Annotated in this window: 14 protein-coding genes; 10 read left to right on the top strand and 4 right to left on the bottom strand. The window is 60.5% G+C overall.

Features of this window, described 5'->3' with window-relative positions:
* The first annotated feature begins 38 nt into the window (after positions 1–38).
* Positions 39–425 (top strand): acyl-CoA thioesterase, encoded by a 387-nt coding sequence (locus ACP7BS_RS03350; RefSeq protein ID WP_113549946.1) that lies wholly within the window; start codon positions 39–41, stop codon positions 423–425.
* 97 nt (positions 426–522) lie between these two features.
* On the top strand, positions 523–1,110 hold the full coding sequence (locus ACP7BS_RS03345; RefSeq protein WP_426228057.1) for a hypothetical protein: 588 nt from the start codon (positions 523–525) through the stop codon (positions 1,108–1,110).
* Positions 1,111–1,146: 36 nt separating this feature from the next.
* Here ACP7BS_RS03345 and ACP7BS_RS03340 read toward each other — a convergent pair whose 3' ends face one another.
* A complete protein-coding gene (locus tag ACP7BS_RS03340; RefSeq protein WP_426228055.1) occupies positions 1,147–1,716 on the bottom strand; it encodes a hypothetical protein in 570 nt (189 codons plus the stop codon).
* 319 nt (positions 1,717–2,035) lie between these two features.
* On the opposite strand from ACP7BS_RS03340, the gene ACP7BS_RS03335 reads away from it, so the two are divergent.
* The 4 genes from ACP7BS_RS03335 to ACP7BS_RS03320 all read left to right on the top strand — a co-directional run bounded on the left by ACP7BS_RS03335 (position 2,036) and on the right by ACP7BS_RS03320 (position 5,951).
* Positions 2,036–3,004 (top strand): sulfonate ABC transporter substrate-binding protein, encoded by a 969-nt coding sequence (locus ACP7BS_RS03335; protein ID WP_426236083.1) that lies wholly within the window; start codon positions 2,036–2,038, stop codon positions 3,002–3,004.
* 169 nt (positions 3,005–3,173) lie between these two features.
* The gene (locus ACP7BS_RS03330; protein WP_426125644.1) at positions 3,174–3,953 is read left to right on the top strand and encodes an ABC transporter permease subunit; all 780 of its coding nucleotides are present in this window, start codon (positions 3,174–3,176) and stop codon (positions 3,951–3,953) included.
* A gap of 32 nt (positions 3,954–3,985) precedes the next feature.
* Positions 3,986–4,852 (top strand): ATP-binding cassette domain-containing protein, encoded by an 867-nt coding sequence (locus tag ACP7BS_RS03325; protein ID WP_426236081.1) that lies wholly within the window; start codon positions 3,986–3,988, stop codon positions 4,850–4,852.
* Between the two features lie 256 nt (positions 4,853–5,108).
* Positions 5,109–5,951, top strand: coding sequence for an N-acetylmuramoyl-L-alanine amidase (locus tag ACP7BS_RS03320; RefSeq protein WP_426236079.1), 843 nt, complete (start codon positions 5,109–5,111; stop codon positions 5,949–5,951).
* Positions 5,952–6,043: 92 nt separating this feature from the next.
* On the opposite strand, the gene ACP7BS_RS03315 is transcribed toward ACP7BS_RS03320, so the two are convergent.
* Positions 6,044–6,817 carry a hypothetical protein gene (locus ACP7BS_RS03315; RefSeq protein WP_426236077.1) on the bottom strand — a complete coding sequence of 258 codons (774 nt, stop codon included), beginning with the start codon at positions 6,815–6,817 and terminating at the stop codon, positions 6,044–6,046.
* Positions 6,818–7,036: 219 nt separating this feature from the next.
* Here ACP7BS_RS03315 and ACP7BS_RS03310 point away from each other — a divergent pair, with 219 nt between their 5' ends.
* Positions 7,037–7,921 (top strand): RDD family protein, encoded by an 885-nt coding sequence (locus ACP7BS_RS03310; RefSeq protein ID WP_426236075.1) that lies wholly within the window; start codon positions 7,037–7,039, stop codon positions 7,919–7,921.
* A 12-nt stretch (positions 7,922–7,933) separates the two neighbouring features.
* Here the strand turns inward: ACP7BS_RS03310 and ACP7BS_RS03305 are convergent, their stop codons facing one another.
* Positions 7,934–8,287 carry a DMT family protein gene (locus ACP7BS_RS03305; RefSeq protein WP_426228042.1) on the bottom strand — a complete coding sequence of 118 codons (354 nt, stop codon included), beginning with the start codon at positions 8,285–8,287 and terminating at the stop codon, positions 7,934–7,936.
* Between the two features lie 246 nt (positions 8,288–8,533).
* Between ACP7BS_RS03305 and ACP7BS_RS03300 the strand changes: the two genes are divergently transcribed.
* The 3 genes from ACP7BS_RS03300 (at position 8,534) to ACP7BS_RS03290 (ending at position 14,298) form a co-directional block, all read left to right on the top strand.
* Complete coding sequence (locus tag ACP7BS_RS03300) at positions 8,534–9,775, top strand: MFS transporter (protein ID WP_426236073.1); 1,242 nt, start codon at positions 8,534–8,536, stop codon at positions 9,773–9,775.
* A gap of 110 nt (positions 9,776–9,885) precedes the next feature.
* A complete protein-coding gene (gene uvrB / locus ACP7BS_RS03295) occupies positions 9,886–13,245 on the top strand; it encodes an excinuclease ABC subunit UvrB (protein WP_426236071.1) in 3,360 nt (1,119 codons plus the stop codon).
* Positions 13,246–13,824: 579 nt separating this feature from the next.
* Positions 13,825–14,298, top strand: a complete 474-nt coding sequence (locus tag ACP7BS_RS03290) for a DUF3828 domain-containing protein (RefSeq protein WP_426236069.1) — start codon at positions 13,825–13,827, stop codon at positions 14,296–14,298.
* Positions 14,299–14,447: 149 nt separating this feature from the next.
* Here ACP7BS_RS03290 and ACP7BS_RS03285 read toward each other — a convergent pair whose 3' ends face one another.
* Positions 14,448–16,169: an RNase H family protein gene (locus tag ACP7BS_RS03285; RefSeq protein ID WP_426236068.1), complete on the bottom strand. Its 1,722-nt coding sequence runs from the start codon at positions 16,167–16,169 to the stop codon at positions 14,448–14,450.
* Positions 16,170–17,185 lie beyond the last annotated feature (1,016 nt).

The following is a 17,185-nucleotide window of genomic DNA, read 5'->3' as shown; positions in this document are numbered from 1 at the left end:
CGCACCTCCTCGGGTTACATCGGAAAAAACGGAGAGCGATGACTATGGCCAAACCGAACGGCGACCTCACCCTGCGCACGCTGGCCATGCCGGCCGACGCCAATGCGGCGGGCGATATCTTTGGCGGCTGGGTCATGGCGCAGATGGACCTGTCCTGCGGCATCCGCGCCGCCGAGCGCGCCCGCGGCCGCGTCGTCACCGCCGCCGTCAAGGAAATGGCCTTCGAAATGCCGGTCAAGATCGGCGATACGCTCTGCATCTATACCGATGTCGTCAAGGTCGGCCGCACGTCGATGACGCTGAAGGTCGAAGCCTGGGCGCAGCGCTATCTTTCCGACCGGATGGACAAGGTCACCGATGCGCTGTTCGTCATGGTGGCGCTGGACGAGAACGGCCACCCAAAGCCGGTGCCCCCGGAAGCCTGACACTTTCAAGCCCGCCACTGATAAAGGCAAGCCCGCCGCTGATAACGGCAAGCCCGCCGCTGATAACGGCAAGCCTGACGCTCATAAAGGCCGCACCATGGACCAGCCCATCGATCCGCAGCTTTTCTCCCATATCCGCGTCGTCATGGGCATGGTCATCAGTCTCTCGATGGCCCGCCTGCTGACCGGCCTGGCGCTGTTCGTCCAGCATCCCGGCAAGACCAGGATCTACTGGCTGCACCTCGGCTGGGTGCTGTTCATGTTCCTGTTCCTGATCTATTTCTGGTGGTGGGAATACCGGCTGCATTCCGTGCCGGTGATCGATTTCAGCGTCTACCTCTTCGTCATCTCCTATTGCTGCATCTTCTTCTTCCTCTGCGTGCTGCTGTTTCCCACTTCGATGGAGGATTACAGCGGCTACGAGCATTATTTCATGTCGCGCCGCGCCTGGTTCTTCGGCTTCCTGGCGCTCGCCTATGCCGTCGATCTCGTCGACACCGCCGTCAAGGGCAAGGCCTATTTCCTCTCCTACGGCCTGGAATATCCGCTCAGAAACGCGACCTACATTGTGCTTTGCATCATCGCCGCGTTCACCGCCAATCGCCGTTTCCACGCGACCTTCCTGATCGCCGGCCTGACCTACCAGCTCGTCTGGATCTTTCGGGCGTTCGATCTGCTGGATTGAGCGGCGAGAGCCCGACGACCAGGCGAAACGCGGGGCTTAGCCGGCTTTCGCCTTGAACAGGACGAAGGACAGTTCATCGTCCCGGTCGAAGGATTGCGCTGTTTCGATCGCCTCTTCCAGTGTCTTCCCCCGGTGCAACAGTTCATAGAACAGACCGTGCAGGAACAGCGGAACAGCGGCTCCGTCCGGAAAGTCCGCGGGCGCAACATAGGCGCGCGCGCCGGCGGCGAGAAAGGCCTCGCCGAAAGCATCCGTTCCGGTGACGCAGGCGGTGCTGATCACCGTCTTGGCCGGCAGCCTGATGGCGCCCGCCAGAGCACCGGCGGGTAGGCTGCCGTCAACGAGCATCCCGGTGTCTATATCGCTGATAAACTCGCCGAGCACGAAGCCGTTCTCGTCGCCGTGGCCGGAAAGGATGATGTATTCGGGATCGTTCTCCTGCCGCTGCAGGCACTTGATGGCATCGCCGGGCGTGCCGGGCAGATGCAGAACCACCGCCGCCCCAAGATTTTCCAGGATGGCGCGGATCAGCAGCGCCTCGCCGGAATCACCAAGGGCAACGATCGCAACAGGTGTGCGGGGATAGAAGAAACCTTCGTCGATCACGTGCAATGAAACTCCCGGACAGATCGGCAAACCGGGAGCTGATATGGCAGATTCGGCCGGGCAGGAACATGTTGCAAATTGCGAGGTCCAGCGCCGAACGCGGCATTACCCTGCCGCATCCACAGCCGCCACCGCATCGCCCGGCTTATGCCGGTGACAAAAGCAACGGAAAAATCCCGCCGATTGCCCTGCCGTCACGGAAAAGCGTTTCCCTGCGCACGCGATCTACAAAATAAATAAACTCTATAATCCCAATAGATTTAACTAGCATGATCCCACGTCCAGCGGAAACAGCGTCCGCCAACCATAAGAGGGATCGATGTACACACTGACAAGACGCCTGTTCGGCGCCGGCCTCATCGCCGCCAGCCTGTTCGCCGCTACCGGCCTTTCCGCCGCCGGAGTGGCCGCCGCCGAACTGACCGAGTTCAAGATCGGCTATCAGAAGACCGGCCTGCCGGTGATCGCCCGCCAGCAGAAGATCATCGAAAAGGCGCTCGAGCCGAAGGGCATCACCGTCTCCTGGGTCGAATTCACCGCCGGCCCGCCTTTGGTCGAAGCGCTGAATGTCGGCTCGATCAATGTCGGCTGGACTGGCGATGCGCCGCCGATCTTCGGCCAGGCGGCAGGCTCGGCCATCACCTATGTCGCCGCTCTTCCCTCCAACGGCGCCGGCGAGGCCATCTTTGTCAAGCCGGACTCGCCGATCCATTCGCTGGCCGACCTGAAGGGCAAGACGATCGGCGTCGGCAAGGGCACCAGCGCCCATAATCTCGTCGTCGCGGCGCTGGAAAAGGCCGGCATCGATTTCAAGGACATCACCCCGGTCTATCTGAGCCCCGCCGATGCGGCCGCCGCCTTTGCCAGCGACAAGATCGACGCCTGGGCCGTCTGGGATCCCTTCTTCGCCATCGCCGAAACCCGCTACAAGCCGCGCATTTTGACCACCTCGGCCGAGACCCTGAAGGTCAAGACCTACTTCCTCACCAATCGCGATTTTGCCAGGGAACACCCGGAAACGGTCACCACCACGATCGCCGCCTTGAAGGAAGCCGCCACCTGGGCCGATGCCAACCGCGACAAGGTGGCGGAAGCGCTGCATGAGGTCACCGGCGTGCCGCTGGAAGCCCAGACGATCGCCGCCAACCGCAGCAAGTTCGGCATCGAGCCGATCACCCCGGAGATCATCGCCAGCCAGCAGCAGACCGCCGACCGGTTCTTCAAGCTGGGCCTGATCCCCAAGCAGATCACCATATCGGATGCCGTCTGGACGGCACCGACGAACTGATTTCCTCCCAGGAAATGCGGTGTGCCGGTCGATCCGGGCCGGCACACGAGGCAGCAGTTCCAGCATGGGTGCGCAGCGGTCTTGGTAAAAACAAAGAGACAGAGTGTTTTCGCGTTTCCAGGACAGCGGAAGCAATCGAAGCCGGAAACAATCGAAGCAAGGGCAGATGATGAAATCCACCGGTCAATCGATCCTGCGCAACGGCACGGGCTGGCTTTTGCCGGCCCTGATCGTTCTCGCCTGGGAAATCGCCGCCCGCACCGGGCTGATCTCGCCGAATGTCATGGCAGCTCCGTCCGCCGTCGCCGAGGCCTTCTGGCGCCTGCTGCTGTCGGGCGAACTCGTCCGCAATATCGGCGTCAGCACCGCCCGCGCTTTGTCCGGCTTCGTCATCGGCGGCTCGATCGGCCTGATCTTCGGCCTTGCCAACGGACTTTCGGGCCTGTCGCGCAATCTGACCGATACGACGCTGCAGATGGTCCGCAACATCCCGCATCTGGCGCTGATCCCGCTGGTCATCCTCTGGTTCGGCATTGATGAGGAGGCAAAACTCTTCCTGGTGGCGCTCGGCGTGTTCTTCCCGATCTATGTCAACACCCTGCTCGGCATCCAGAGCGTCGATCCGCAGCTGGTCGAGATGGGCCGGGTCTACGGCATGTCGCGCACCACGCTGTTCTTCCGGGTCATCCTGCCCGGCGCCCTGCCCGCCATCTTCGTCGGCCTGCGCTATGCGCTGGGGATCATGTGGCTGACTTTGATCGTCGCCGAAACCATCGCCGCCTCCTCCGGCCTCGGCTACATGGCCATGCAGGCCCGCGAGTTCCTGTTGATCGACGTCGTCGTGCTGTCGATCCTGATCTACGCCCTGCTCGGCAAGCTCGCCGACAGTTTTGCCCGGTTGCTGGAACGGCTGACGCTGCAATGGCATCCCGCCTTCCAGACCGCCTAATTTCTCGCGAAACGAAATACGGAGTACCAAAAATGTCCGTCATCGCCCTCGATCAAAAAATCAAGCCAGCTTATCCGGCCAAGGAAACGGCGGAGGCGCGGGCTTTGCGCGAAACCGCCCCGGGCCAATGGTTTCCCTACGCCGCCCCCCAGCCGCGCGAGCGGGAAAACCGCGACATCGCCTTTTCCTTCCGGGGCATCAGCCGCAAGTTCGGCGACAAGACCGTGCTCGACAATATCGATCTGGATGTGCCCGCCGGCCAGTTCATCGCCGTCATCGGCAAGAGCGGCTGCGGCAAGAGCACGCTGCTGCGGCTCCTGACCGGTCTCGACAAGCCGACATCCGGCACGCTGACGGTCAACAAGGGCGCGCAAGGTGAAAACCGTACCCGCATCATGTTTCAGGAGCCGCGTCTTCTGCCCTGGGCCAGGATCGCCAAGAATGTCGAGGTCGGCCTGACCGGCATCGCCAAGGGCGTAGAAGCCCGCGAAAAGTCGCTCGCCATCCTCAACGAAGTCGGCCTTGCCGACCGGGCCGAAGAATGGCCGTCCGTCCTCTCCGGCGGCCAGCGCCAGCGCGTCGCCCTTGCCCGCGCGCTCGTCGCCCACCCCTATATTCTGGCGCTCGACGAGCCGCTCGGCGCGCTCGATGCGCTGACCCGCATCGAAATGCAGCATCTGCTCGAAAGCATCTGGCAACAGCAGACATTCACGGCCGTCCTGGTCACCCACGATGTCGCCGAAGCCGTGGCGCTGGCCGACCGCGTCATCGTCATCGATCATGGCAGGATCGCGCTTGATCTCGATATCCCGCTGGAACGCCCCCGCCGCCACGGCTCGCCGGAACTGGCCCGCCTGGAAGGCCGTATCCTCGACACGCTGTTCGGCGAAAACAAGTAGCGTTTTGCCGCGCATCCGTGCGCCAGACCGTCCGACCTGATCGAACGGCCCCAGAAAATCAATCCGTCACATCGTTTTCACGGCGCCGAAGGCTGCCGGATGGGGTTGCCGCAATGCACCGCAATGCACCGCAATGCCTTCGCAACCACCCACAACCTGAAATTTATTAAACAAAATTTACAATATTAAGTTGCATTAACCATGTTTTTTGTTACTCTCATGCCGCGCGGATATTGCGCCGCAGGGGGTGAAATCCATGAATTACACCGTCAAGAATCATAAGCTTTCGTCGGGTGGCAGCAATGTCGAGTTCATCCGCTCTCCCAATATCGGCGGAGAGATTGAGCCGCAGTTTCTGATCATTCATTTTACTGCATCGGGCCTCGGCAACGACATGGCCCGTTATTTCGCCAAGCCCAGCGCGGAGGTCTCGGCCCATCTGGTGATCGACCGCGCCGGCCGTATTACCCAATGCGTGCCCCTCAACGTCAAGGCCTGGCATGCCGGCAAAAGCATGTGGACGGACAAGGCGGGAAAAAAACACACGGCCCTGAACGGCACCTCGATCGGCATCGAGCTGGAAAACTGGGGACCGCTGAACCGGACAGGAAAGGGCTGGCTGTCCTGGACGGGCATTCCGGTCGATCCAGGTTTCGTGGTTCAGGCCCGTCACAAGTTCGGCGGCCCCGTCATCGGATGGGAAACGTTCACACAGGCGCAGATCGACGCCTGCGTGGCTGCGTCCAAGGCTATCTGCTCCGCCTATGGAATTGATGAGATCCTTGGCCACGACGATATCTCCCCCGGCCGCAAATCCGATCCAGGCCCCGCCTGGAGCATGGCGGATTTCGAAACCCGGGTCATCGGCGATGCCGTCGAGGATAGTGCGATCTGGCGGGTACGCTCGCCCACCGGCCTCAACATCCGCTCCGGACCGGGGGCAGAACACCCTAAAGTGCGGCCGGACGCTCTGTCGGACGGCACGCCGGTGCTCGTCCACGAGCAGGAAGGCAGCTGGCGCTACGTCTCGGTGCTCAACGACAACGGCGATCCGGATTTCTCCGGCTGGGTCCACGGCGTCTGGCTGCGGGCGGCCTGACCGCCGGCGGCCCAGCGCATCACCCTCGACGCCCCCGCCCGCCCCGGCACGTTAGAGCGGCTGGACGTCGGAGCGGCTTGCGGCGGCAGACCTCACCGCGCCATGGCAACCACTTGCCGGCTCGCCCATTGAACGGTGACGGAGACGACGGAGGAGAGCAGAAATGCGATCTCGGCATTCTGCCTGGGCAGCAGCCAGATCAGGCAGAGGCAGAAGGCTGCAAACGAAAAGCGCCCCAGCACCATGCCGCGCAGCAGCCGGACAACGAAGTCCGGCCCATAGGCGCGCTGCGAGGACACCGACAGGATCAACCCCAGCAGGGGGAAAACCGTCAGCACCCCGCTCCATTGTGCGCCAAGCGAAGCCGACAGCATCGTCACGGCCAGCGTCAGAACCGCACCGGCCACCATGCGCATCATCAGGTCTGTCCGGGTGATCGATATCACCTTGCTGGCCGCATTCGTTCGCGGCAGAAACATCTGTGCCGCGACAACGCCCAGCAGCGCCGCACCGAGCGCAACGGCAGCCGTTCCCGGCAGGCTCGTCAGGCCGATGGCCGCGACAAACCACGCCGCAAGCCCCATCAGCGCCGCGATGCCATAGGGATACCGGCGGCATGTCCAGGCATAGGCCAGATTGAAGGCTTCGGATGCGAAGATGGCCGACAGGGCGGCGGCAGCGGCACCAACGCCAAACACCGGCCCCTGTTCCAGCACCAGCAGATAGAGGATCGGCCCCGCCACGATCGGCAATCCGGCAAGCCAGCCTGCCACGCCCGGTCCCCAGCGCACGGCCGCCATCGAAACGGCAAACAGGAAGAAGGGAACCAAAGTCAGTTTCAAGAGAAGCATGCCAGTCCCGTTCATTCCTGTCTGCAAATGGCCGGTGGCTCAACGCCCGGGCACAAACCCTTGCTTGCCGCTCCGCCGGTGAGATGGGCAATCGGCGTAAAAGCCGATGCCGCCATGGCCGGAAAATGTCAATCCGCGAAAAACCGCACTTCGAAAAGCCTGCGCGGCCCATTGCCGATGCCAGGCATGACACCCTATGAACCCAGATCATGGGGCTCGCTGAAAGAAGATTCGATGACCGCTGGTATTTTCATGCCCACAACACGCCCGCCGCGCCTGTTTTGGCGGCGTGCCGTCGCGTTCATTGTCGATATTGCGGTGTTCTACAGCATCCTGATGGTACTGGCTCTGCCGCTCCAGGCCGTCACCGGCTGGAACCTCGGCTTTTACCTCGGACAATCGACAACATGCGAGGTCATGGGGAACAGTCCGCTGATCCGCGAGGTCGAAACCGGATGGCCGCTGGCCGATGGCGAAACCCGGACAAACCAGATCTGCCTCAATTCCAGCATCGGCATGCGGCAGCGCTTCTTCATTTCAACGGTGACGAAAACCGCAGACGCAAACGGCGCCAGCCGCTTCGTGTCGATCGGCATCGATCCGGACGGCAATGCCATCCCGCTGGATATTTCCGGCACCAGCACGGCGACGAACATCCTGCTTCAACTCTTCTTCCTGGCACTGTTCGTTCTGGCAGCTGCCAGAATAACCGCAACCGGCCGGCGTACGCCCGGCAAGGCCCTGATGTTCCTGCGCATCTTGAATGTTGCGCGCACCGTGCCGTCATTCAGACAATGCCTGACCAGAGAAATCTGGAAGTTCCTGCCATCCTGCCTTCTCGGCATCGCCGTCACCATCCACGCCGCCCAAAACCTGCCGGGACTATCGACACTGGCCTCGGGCGAATTCTCCGACGTCATCCGCGCCGCCCGCGACATGCAGACGCCAGACTTCGGCACACTGTTCGCCGTTGGCGTGGCCGCCTGGCTGCTCGGCGCCCTCTGGTGGTTCGGCCCGTTCATCCTCTGGCAGGGCCAGACGATTTACGACCGCCTCGCCGGCTGCATCGTGCTGCGGTCGGACGCCATCGAAGATCAGTCCACACCTTCCCAGCATTAGGAGCAGGAGCACCTAACCCTTGAACACGAACGCCGCACCGCCGGCAATCATGCAAAAGCCGATGGCGTGGTTCCAGGTCAGCGATTCCTTCAACCAAAACACCGAGAAACCGGCAAACACCACCAGCGTGATCACTTCCTGCATCGTTTTCAGCTGCGCCGCCGAATAGACTTCATGGCCGATCCGGTTGGCCGGAACCGCCAGGCAATATTCGAAGAACGCAATGCCCCAGCTGACGATGATCGCCATGTAGAGCGGCGACGAGGTATATTTCAGATGGCCGTACCATGCGAAGGTCATGAAGACGTTCGACAGCACGAGCAAAACGATCGGCAGCACGGCAGCCGTATTCAGCGAAAAGGGCATGTTCGAATCCTTGGGGAACGTTGTGGAAACGGTGCGCAGCATGTACCGCCCTTTTCATCAAGTTCAAGACGGGAATTTGCTGCAAGCGCCGATCCCTTCACCGTGTCTTCAGCCTCGCGATCCAGGCGGAACTTTTTAACGTACAGGGCGTTTTTGGCGGCACCCCGCAGTCGATCTGTCTTTCATGCTTGCCCTGAGTACGGCGCACTCGCCGATCACGCACCAGGCGAAGCCGGCAAGCAATTCATGGAGCCCCGCTTGCAGCCATCATCCATTTCGGTCACGGCGGGTGCGCCTCTGGTTGCCCTCGCGGCACTGAATTTTTTCCTGGCTGATGCCCGCGACGGGTTGGGGCCCTTCCTCGACGCCTATCTGGCCACCAATGGCTGGTCGCCGTTTTCGCTCGGCATGATCGCCACCTTCGGCGGTATTCTCGGCATGGTCGCCACGCCCCTGTTCGGCGCATTGGTCGATGGTACGCCTTACAAGCGCATGTTGGTCATCGTGCCCGTCATCCTGGTGACGGCGGCAGCGTTGCTGACGCTGGCAGTACCGGACGTCGCCGTGGTGGTCGGTGGCCAGACCGTGACGGCCATCGTCGGCGCCGTCATCGGCCCGGCGCTGATGGGGCTGACGCTGGGCATTGTCGGCGAGGCCGCATTTCCCGGACAGGTTTCGCGCAATGAATTCTGGAACCATGCCGGCAATGTCGTGTCGCTGGCCGGCGTTTATGCCGCCACCGTGTTCTTTGGCATGAGCGGGATCATCGCGCTGATGATCATCACCGCCATCGGTGCGATCGCCGCCGCACTGATGATCGACCCGGCCAAGATCGATCACAAGGTGGCCCGCGGTCTCGGCCATGATGACGGCGCGCCCGGTCCCTCCGGCTATTCGGTGCTGATCGGCACGCCCGGCCTCGTCGTCCTCGCCGTGGTCATGCTGGTCTTTCACTTCGGCAACGCGCCGATCAGCCGGCTGGTCGCCCAGCAATTCTCCGTCGAACTCGGCACGCCGTTCCGCACCACGGCGCTGATCACCGGCGTCGCGCAGCTGACGATGATCGGCGCGGCAGTCGCCGCCCCCTTCCTGATCCGCCGTTTCGGCCTGGCCGCCGTCTTCATCGTTGCGCTCTGCGCCCTGCCCATTCGGGGCGCGATCGCCGGCAGCATCGGTGATTTCTGGATGATCTATCCGGTGCAGATCCTCGACGGGCTGGGTGCCGGGCTGATCGGCATCGCCACGCCGATCGCCGCCGAGCGCATCCTGTCCGGCTCCGGCCGCTTCAATGTCGGCCTTGCCGCCGTCATGACCGTCCAGGGCATCGGCGCCTCGACCAGCAATGTCGTGGCCGGCTGGCTGGTGCAGAACCATGGCTTTGCGCTTGCCTACTGGGTGCATGGCGGCATTGCCGTTCTGGCGCTCGTGCCGTTTCTCGTCTGGCGCAACAGCGTCGCGCCGCACTCTGCCAAGGGCCGATCCGCCTGATCAGGGCGATCACCACCCATGTCAGAAACTGGCAGTAGCCCACCATCCCGTTGCCTTTTTGTACTCATCGCCCCCTTCACATTTCACCGGACTCTCTCCATATTCCCCCCATGTCGAAAGCACCGAAAAAATCCCCCCATCCCGACCTTGGCGGCTTCGAGGAAGCTCCCCAGGCCCCGTTCGAAGGCGCGCCCCTGTCGTCCGGCTCCCTGTCGTCCGGCTCCCTGTCGTCGAATGTCGCCGATTGGGCCAACGAGCTGCAGCGCATGGCCGAGGCCGAAACCATCGAGACCCGCCACGACGTCGCCTCCAAGGCCGGAAAACACCGCAAGAAGGTCGAGATCGCCGCCCAGAAGGCGAAAAACGAGGCCGCCGCGCAATCGGCCGCAGGCCGCAAGCCCGAACGGGCGTCCGAGCCCGTGCGAGGCCCTCGCGGAGCGAAGGCGCAAAGCGCCGGCAGCGTGAGCGCAAAGGATGCGGTCGGCGCCAGCCGGTCGGCCCGCGGCACCTCGATGGGCGGCACGTCGGACCCCAAGGCCCGCGCCGCCGCCGGGTTGAACCCGGTTTCAGGCATGGACACATCGTTGGAGGACGCCGAGGGCCTGGCCAGCGGCGCCGTCACCGCCACCGTCGAGGCCCTTTCCGCCCTGATCGAGAGTGGCAATCCTTTGTTCAAGGACGGCAAGCTGTGGACGCCGCACCGGCCGGCCCGCCCGGAAAAGTCCGAAGGTGGCATCGCCATCCGTATGCAATCCGATTTCGAGCCCGCCGGCGACCAGCCGACCGCCATCAAGGACCTCGTCGAGGGCCTGTCGAACGGCGATCGTTCCCAGGTGCTGCTCGGCGTCACCGGCTCGGGAAAAACGTTCACCATGGCCAAGGTGATCGAGGCCACCCAGCGCCCCGCCGTCATCCTGGCGCCGAACAAGACGCTGGCCGCGCAGCTCTATTCCGAATTCAAGAACTTCTTCCCCGACAACGCGGTCGAATATTTCGTCTCCTACTACGATTATTACCAGCCGGAAGCCTATGTGCCACGCTCCGATACCTTCATCGAGAAGGAGAGTTCGATCAACGAGCAGATCGACCGCATGCGCCACTCCGCCACCCGCTCGCTGATCGAGCGCGACGACGTCATCATCGTCGCCTCGGTCTCCTGCATCTACGGTATCGGCTCGGTCGAGACCTATACCGCCATGACCTTCCAGATGACGGTCGGCGACCGGCTCGACCAGCGGCAATTGCTCGCCGATCTCGTCGCCCAGCAATACAAGCGCCGCGACATGGATTTTCAGCGCGGTAGTTTCCGGGTCCGTGGCGACACGATTGAAATCTTCCCGGCCCACCTGGAAGACGCAGCCTGGCGTATCTCGATGTTCGGCGACGAGATCGACGGCATCACCGAGTTCGATCCCTTGACAGGCCAGAAGACCGACGACCTGAAGTCGGTGAAAATCTACGCCAACTCCCACTACGTGACGCCGCGCCCGACGCTCAACCAGGCGATCAAGTCGATCAAGGAGGAGCTGAAGCTGCGGCTTGCCGAGCTGGAAAAGGGCGGCCGTCTGCTCGAAGCCCAGCGGCTGGAGCAGCGGACCCGCTACGATATCGAGATGCTCGAAGCCACCGGCTCCTGCGCCGGCATCGAGAACTATTCGCGCTACCTCACCGGCCGCAGCCCCGGCGAGCCGCCGCCGACCCTGTTCGAATATATCCCCGACAACGCCCTGTTGTTCATCGACGAAAGCCACGTCTCGGTCAGCCAGATCGGCGGCATGTACCGGGGCGACTTTCGGCGCAAGGCAACCTTGGCCGAGTACGGTTTCCGCCTGCCGTCCTGCATGGACAACCGGCCCCTGCGCTTCGAGGAATGGGACGCCATGCGCCCGGACACGATCGCCGTGTCGGCGACGCCTGCGGCATGGGAGATGGAACAGGCCGGCGGCGTCTTTGCCGAACAGGTCATTCGCCCGACGGGGCTGATCGATCCTCCGGTCGAAGTCCGTCCGGCCAAATCCCAGGTCGACGACGTGCTCGGCGAAATCCGCGAAACCGCCCAGGCCGGCTACCGCACGCTGGTCACCGTGCTGACCAAGCGCATGGCCGAGGACCTCACCGAATATCTGCACGAACAGGGGATTCGCGTCCGCTACATGCACTCGGACATCGACACGCTGGAGCGCATCGAGATCATCCGCGATCTGCGCCTCGGCGCCTTCGACGTGCTCGTCGGCATCAACCTGTTGCGCGAAGGCCTCGACATTCCCGAATGCGGCTTCGTCGCCATTCTCGATGCCGACAAGGAAGGTTTTCTACGCTCGGAAACGTCCCTCGTTCAGACCATCGGCCGCGCCGCCAGAAATGTCGACGGCAAGGTCATCCTCTATGCCGATCAGATCACCGGCTCGATGAAGCGCGCCATGGAGGAAACCTCGCGCCGCCGCGAAAAGCAGGTGGCCTATAACGAGGCCCACGGCATCACCCCGGAATCGGTGAAAGCCCGCATTTCCGACATTCTCGATTCGGTCTACGAAAAGGACCATGTCCGCGCCGATATCGGCATCAGGGGCGTCAAGGGCGGCATTACCGACATGGTCGGCAACAATCTCGCCGCCCATCTCGAAGCGCTGGAAAAACAGATGCGCAACGCCGCCGCCGACCTCGACTTCGAGACCGCCGCCCGCCTGCGCGACGAAATCAAACGCCTCAAAGCCGCCGAACTCGCCGTCATGGACGACCCGATGGCAAGGCAGGAGGCGCGGGCGATGGAAGGTGGCGGCAAGCCCACCGGCTCGAAAAAGAAGGGCCCGGCATCCTCACTCGACTCCCTCCCCCTTGTGGGGAGGGTTGGGGAGGGGCAAACCCCATCATCTGAATCTGCCGCAAACACCCCTCCCGGCCCTTCGGGCCACCCTCCCCACAAGGGGGAGGGAAAAAGCCTCTTCGCCAAACCAACCCTCGACGACATGGGCCCAGGCACAGACATGACCCGCCCGGCCCGCAAACCGGCGGCATCGCCGGACAAATCCGTCTCCCCTGCGGCAACCGAGGAGAAATCCGGCTTCCGCAAACCCACCCTCGAAGACATCGGCCACAACATCGCCGTGCCCGCCCGCCCGGAAACCAGCCTGTTCCGCAAGAACAGCCTCGACGAAATGACCGTCGGCCGCACCGAAAAGCCGCTCAACACCACGGGCAAGCTGCCGGAAAAGCCAAAGACCGAGCCCGCAAAACGCGTCTCGCCGCTGCTCGAAGGCCAGCCGGAAAAGCAGAGTCCTTCCTCGCCCCAGCGGGGAGAGGATAGTTCGCCCCAAGAGGCAAAGCCGATTGGTTCGGCGAACTTGGTGAGGGGGGCCGGCGACCCAAAACCGTTCATCCGCGCCAAATCCGGCGCCGGCTCCTACGAGGACGCCGGCGACCTCAAGCGCCAGAAGAAAACCAAGGGCAAAACCGGCCGCCCCGGCCAGTAACACCCTCCCCCCCCAAACACCCTCCCCTTGAGGGGGAGGGTCGGCGCAAAGCGCCGGGGTGGGGTGACAACCCAGACCACGGACCCTAATCTCCCCCTTGTGGGGGAGATGACGGCTCTGCCGGCAGAGGGGGGGCCATCCTCAAACTCCGCCCGCTCCCTCTTCTCCCCAGCGGGGAGAAGGTGGCCCGAAGGGCCGGATGAGCGGGGCCGAAGGCACCTATGGTCTGGCTTCCCGCCGGCGCCGCCCCCTCATCGCCTCGCTGTGCTCGGCACTTCTCCCCGTTGGGGAGAAGAGGGAGATCGTTGCCCGCTCCCGCATAAACGGCAGCCTCCCCACCCACTCGCCCAAAAATGCTGCATGGCCAGACAACCACACCCCCGGCCCCAATCTCCCCCCTTGTGGGGGAGATGCCGGCTTTGCCGGCAGAGGGGGATGCCATCCTCAAACTCCACCCGCTACCTCTTCTCCCCAGCGGGGAGAAGAGGACACCCCACCCACCTCCCCAAAAATGCTGCATGGCCAGACCATTCCCCATCGGCTACTGCTCAACCAACACCCGCCGCCAAAGGACCCGCCATGCGCCTGCCCGCCCTCTTCCTGTCCGCCTTCTGCGCCCTGTCGGCGCTCTTAGCCCTGCCCGCCGCCGCCCAGACCTACAAGACTCCGGAAGCGCTGCTCAAGGCGCTCTACAGCTATGACACGTCAAAAACCGCCGAAAGCGCCCCCTCGCTCTATTCGCCGTTCTTCTCCGACCAGCTGAACGCCCGCTTCCAGGACGATGCCGACACAACCGAACCCGGCGACAGCGGCACCATCGATTTCGACCCGGTGATATCAGGCCAGGACGGACAAGCCACCGATGTCGAAGTCGGCCAGCCGATCGTCCTCGACGATACCGCCGAGGTCGAAGTCACCTTTCAGAATTCCGAGCCGGTGACGCTCTACTACACCCTGGTCAAGGAACACGGCGGCTGGAAAGTCGACGACATCGCCAACCAGCAGGGCGAGTACCCGTGGAGCCTGAGTGCGTTGTTTGATGGGGCGCGGTGAGAACTGAACTTTACAAAAAACTCTGACGCTCACCCAGAGACAAAATTGGGCGCGAGAAACCGAAAAAGGGAAATAGTTACAAGATGGAAGCACAACAGCAACAATAAAACCTTACCAAAAAGAAGCGCACGAAATTAATAGTTTAATAACTAATGATTTCCGATTCTATACGCCTCATGAGCAAGGCGATTTACCAGAAAATCTGCCTTCTCATTGAATTTATCGCCGTTGTGGCCCTTGACCCAGATTATTCTTACGTCAAACCCATTTACCAAATTCCGGAAAATTTCCCAAAGGTCTTTGTTGGTTCGGACAACGTCGCCTTTATTCGCGATATTAGACACATATTGGCTATCTGTGCGAACTCTAATGGGGTTATCGGTACCGCAATATTTGAGCGCTTCAATAACTGCAAGAAGTTCCATGCGGTTATTAGTTGTATTTTGCTCAGTCCCACTCACCTCTTCGCCAGTGTCATGAACGATAAATCCCCAGGCACCCAAACCTTTTGCCAAATTTGCTTTCCCGGGAGGGGAGAAAACCGAACCATCCGTCGATATTTCCCGATAGGCCTTTCCCACCTTACGTTTCGTCTTAGTACCCAGTCGGAAAGGCAAATCGTCGAGCGATCGTGGGGTTATGTCCGATAGTAATCCTACTCCGGCTGCGCGTCGGCGCTGCATTCGATCCAACAATCTAATCTTCCGGCTATACCACTCCCTAAATTGCTCCAAACGATCACTGATCAAATTGTCCAAATCATCCAGCGTTTGACGCGCATTACCATAGGCAAAAGCCTCGCCCCACCCTCTAACAACTTTGTCAACAAGGTCTTGAGTTTGCGCGTACCGTTGGCGCTCTTCAAAACCATTTTTTGCGTCAAGCACTTTATTGATGGCCCACTTGCCGTTGCGGATATGTAAATCGATTTTACTTAAAAGGCTTTGGCGAGCTTTTCGTGAGGGCTGAAGGAGCCCAGGCTGGATATCGTATCCAAGAAAAACGAAACCTGCTGCTGCATTTCCAAATGCAGCTTTCTCACGGCTTACAGACTTATCATAGGGATCATGGCAAGTGAGGCCGAATTCCAGAAGCATATGACGAGCATTGTTAAAAGCTTTTCTGACACTCGCAGAGTTTTCTCCAAGTATCACAAAATCATCTATGAACCGAACACAAGTAATACCCCGATCATTGAATCTTTTATCGAACGGCAGAAGAAGAACATTTCCAAAAAGTGGAGACAGTGGCGACCCTTGGGCGACACCGTGAAAATCCATAGGAAATGCCTTGCGGTCCTCTCCTAAAGAAGCTTCGTTGGACAGCGTAACCGTTGTCGCGTCACGTAAAATATCAATGAATTCCTGGTCTTTAATATCTTTTTCAATTTCAGATAAAACTACATCACGGGGTATGTCGTTAAAAAAACCCGAAATATCCGAGCGAACAAAATATGTCCTACCGGATGAGAAAGCATCTGAGATTATTTTCAGACCGTGCGGGACGCTTCGGTCAGGAACACCGCCAACACTGGTATGCTGGCCTATAACTTCCTGGATAAATTTACTTCTGTCTTGCAAGCAATCCAGCCAAGCGCGCTCCACAATTCGGTTCTGAACAGAAGCCATAACCAAGCCGCGTGTTCCGCCGCTAGCCTTCTTTTTTAAAACGCCCTTCTGCGGATCGAAACGAAACTCTTTACTGCGGAGCCGTTTTTGAAGTTTGATTATGTTCCGCTCAGCGTCATGCTGAAACATAGCGATTGCGTCTCTGGTTTCCGCCGCGTCAAAATGAACGCCATTTGCGCGAATCCGCACCCACGCTTCGCGGAGCGCGGGCCTTGTGGTCGCCAATTGAAAATATTGCCCCACGTTTCTCTCTTGGTGGACGACGTTGGTTGTCTCGCCCTACCTCTGGAAGCTACCGGTGCTCGTCGGGACCAACTCCTGCGAATATTTCATCGCAATCCTTAGCACCCCACCAGCCGGAATCGGGTTTGCACCCTATCGCAGCTGTGTCCCTCACCGCAGTACCGACGCCAATTTGTGGCCCGGTTACGGAAAGAAACCCAATTACCGCCGCCATACCGAATCGGCTAGGCAGTTTGTGCGCGCGGATTCCCCGCTCGCGGTCTTTACGCCGACGTTTGGTCATTCTCCATCCTCCAACGGTAGCTTACCTTTTTGGAGCGGAAGTCAAGCCCTTGGCGTGTCCGATCCAGGCGAAGCCGAAAATAAGTCTCACTGACTGTCCAACGCTTGAATTTAAATGACAATTCAAGGATCACAGTCGATCCGGAGGCGGGCTTCGTCTGGTGCTCGTCGGGACCAACTCCTGCGAATATTTCATCGCAATCCTTAGCACCCCACCAGCCGGAATCGGGTTTGCACCCTATCGCAGCTGTGTCCCTCACCGCAGTACCGACGCCAATTTGTGGCCCGGTTACGAAAAGAAACCCTCGCAATTAACGTTGTAACATCTTTAGTGGAAACAACTCAATGGAACCCATTAAAATCAAATCAATATCCTCAAGAAAATTGCAACTGGTTTATCATCCTAATTCCGTACATTAGGATGCCTTACATTCAAAAAAGCTTTAATACCAATATCAGTCACAGCCGTAAACGCGCGGCGACTGAATCTTAGTTCAAGATCGACAAAGATACAGGGAGAGGACAGTATCTTTCGATAACTCACGGGGACGACATCTGCTTACCAAATCACTGTATCTCCACTTATACTCCCGAATAAGGCGACAAAAAATCAAAGATTTAGTCGAAAACTCGGTGTTTAACTCTGTTAATGACTGCCTCCCCACTACCCCTCCAAAATCCCCGCCCCCAAAACCCGTGCCATACTTCTTCCGTTCCGCCACGGATACACTGCC

Origin of the sequence: Pararhizobium sp. DWP1-1-3 (genome assembly GCF_049896125.1) — a bacterium.
Classification (GTDB): Bacteria; Pseudomonadota; Alphaproteobacteria; order Rhizobiales; family Rhizobiaceae; genus Pararhizobium.
Note: the sequence above shows the minus strand (reverse complement) of the source record. Positions and strands in the feature narration are given on the sequence as shown.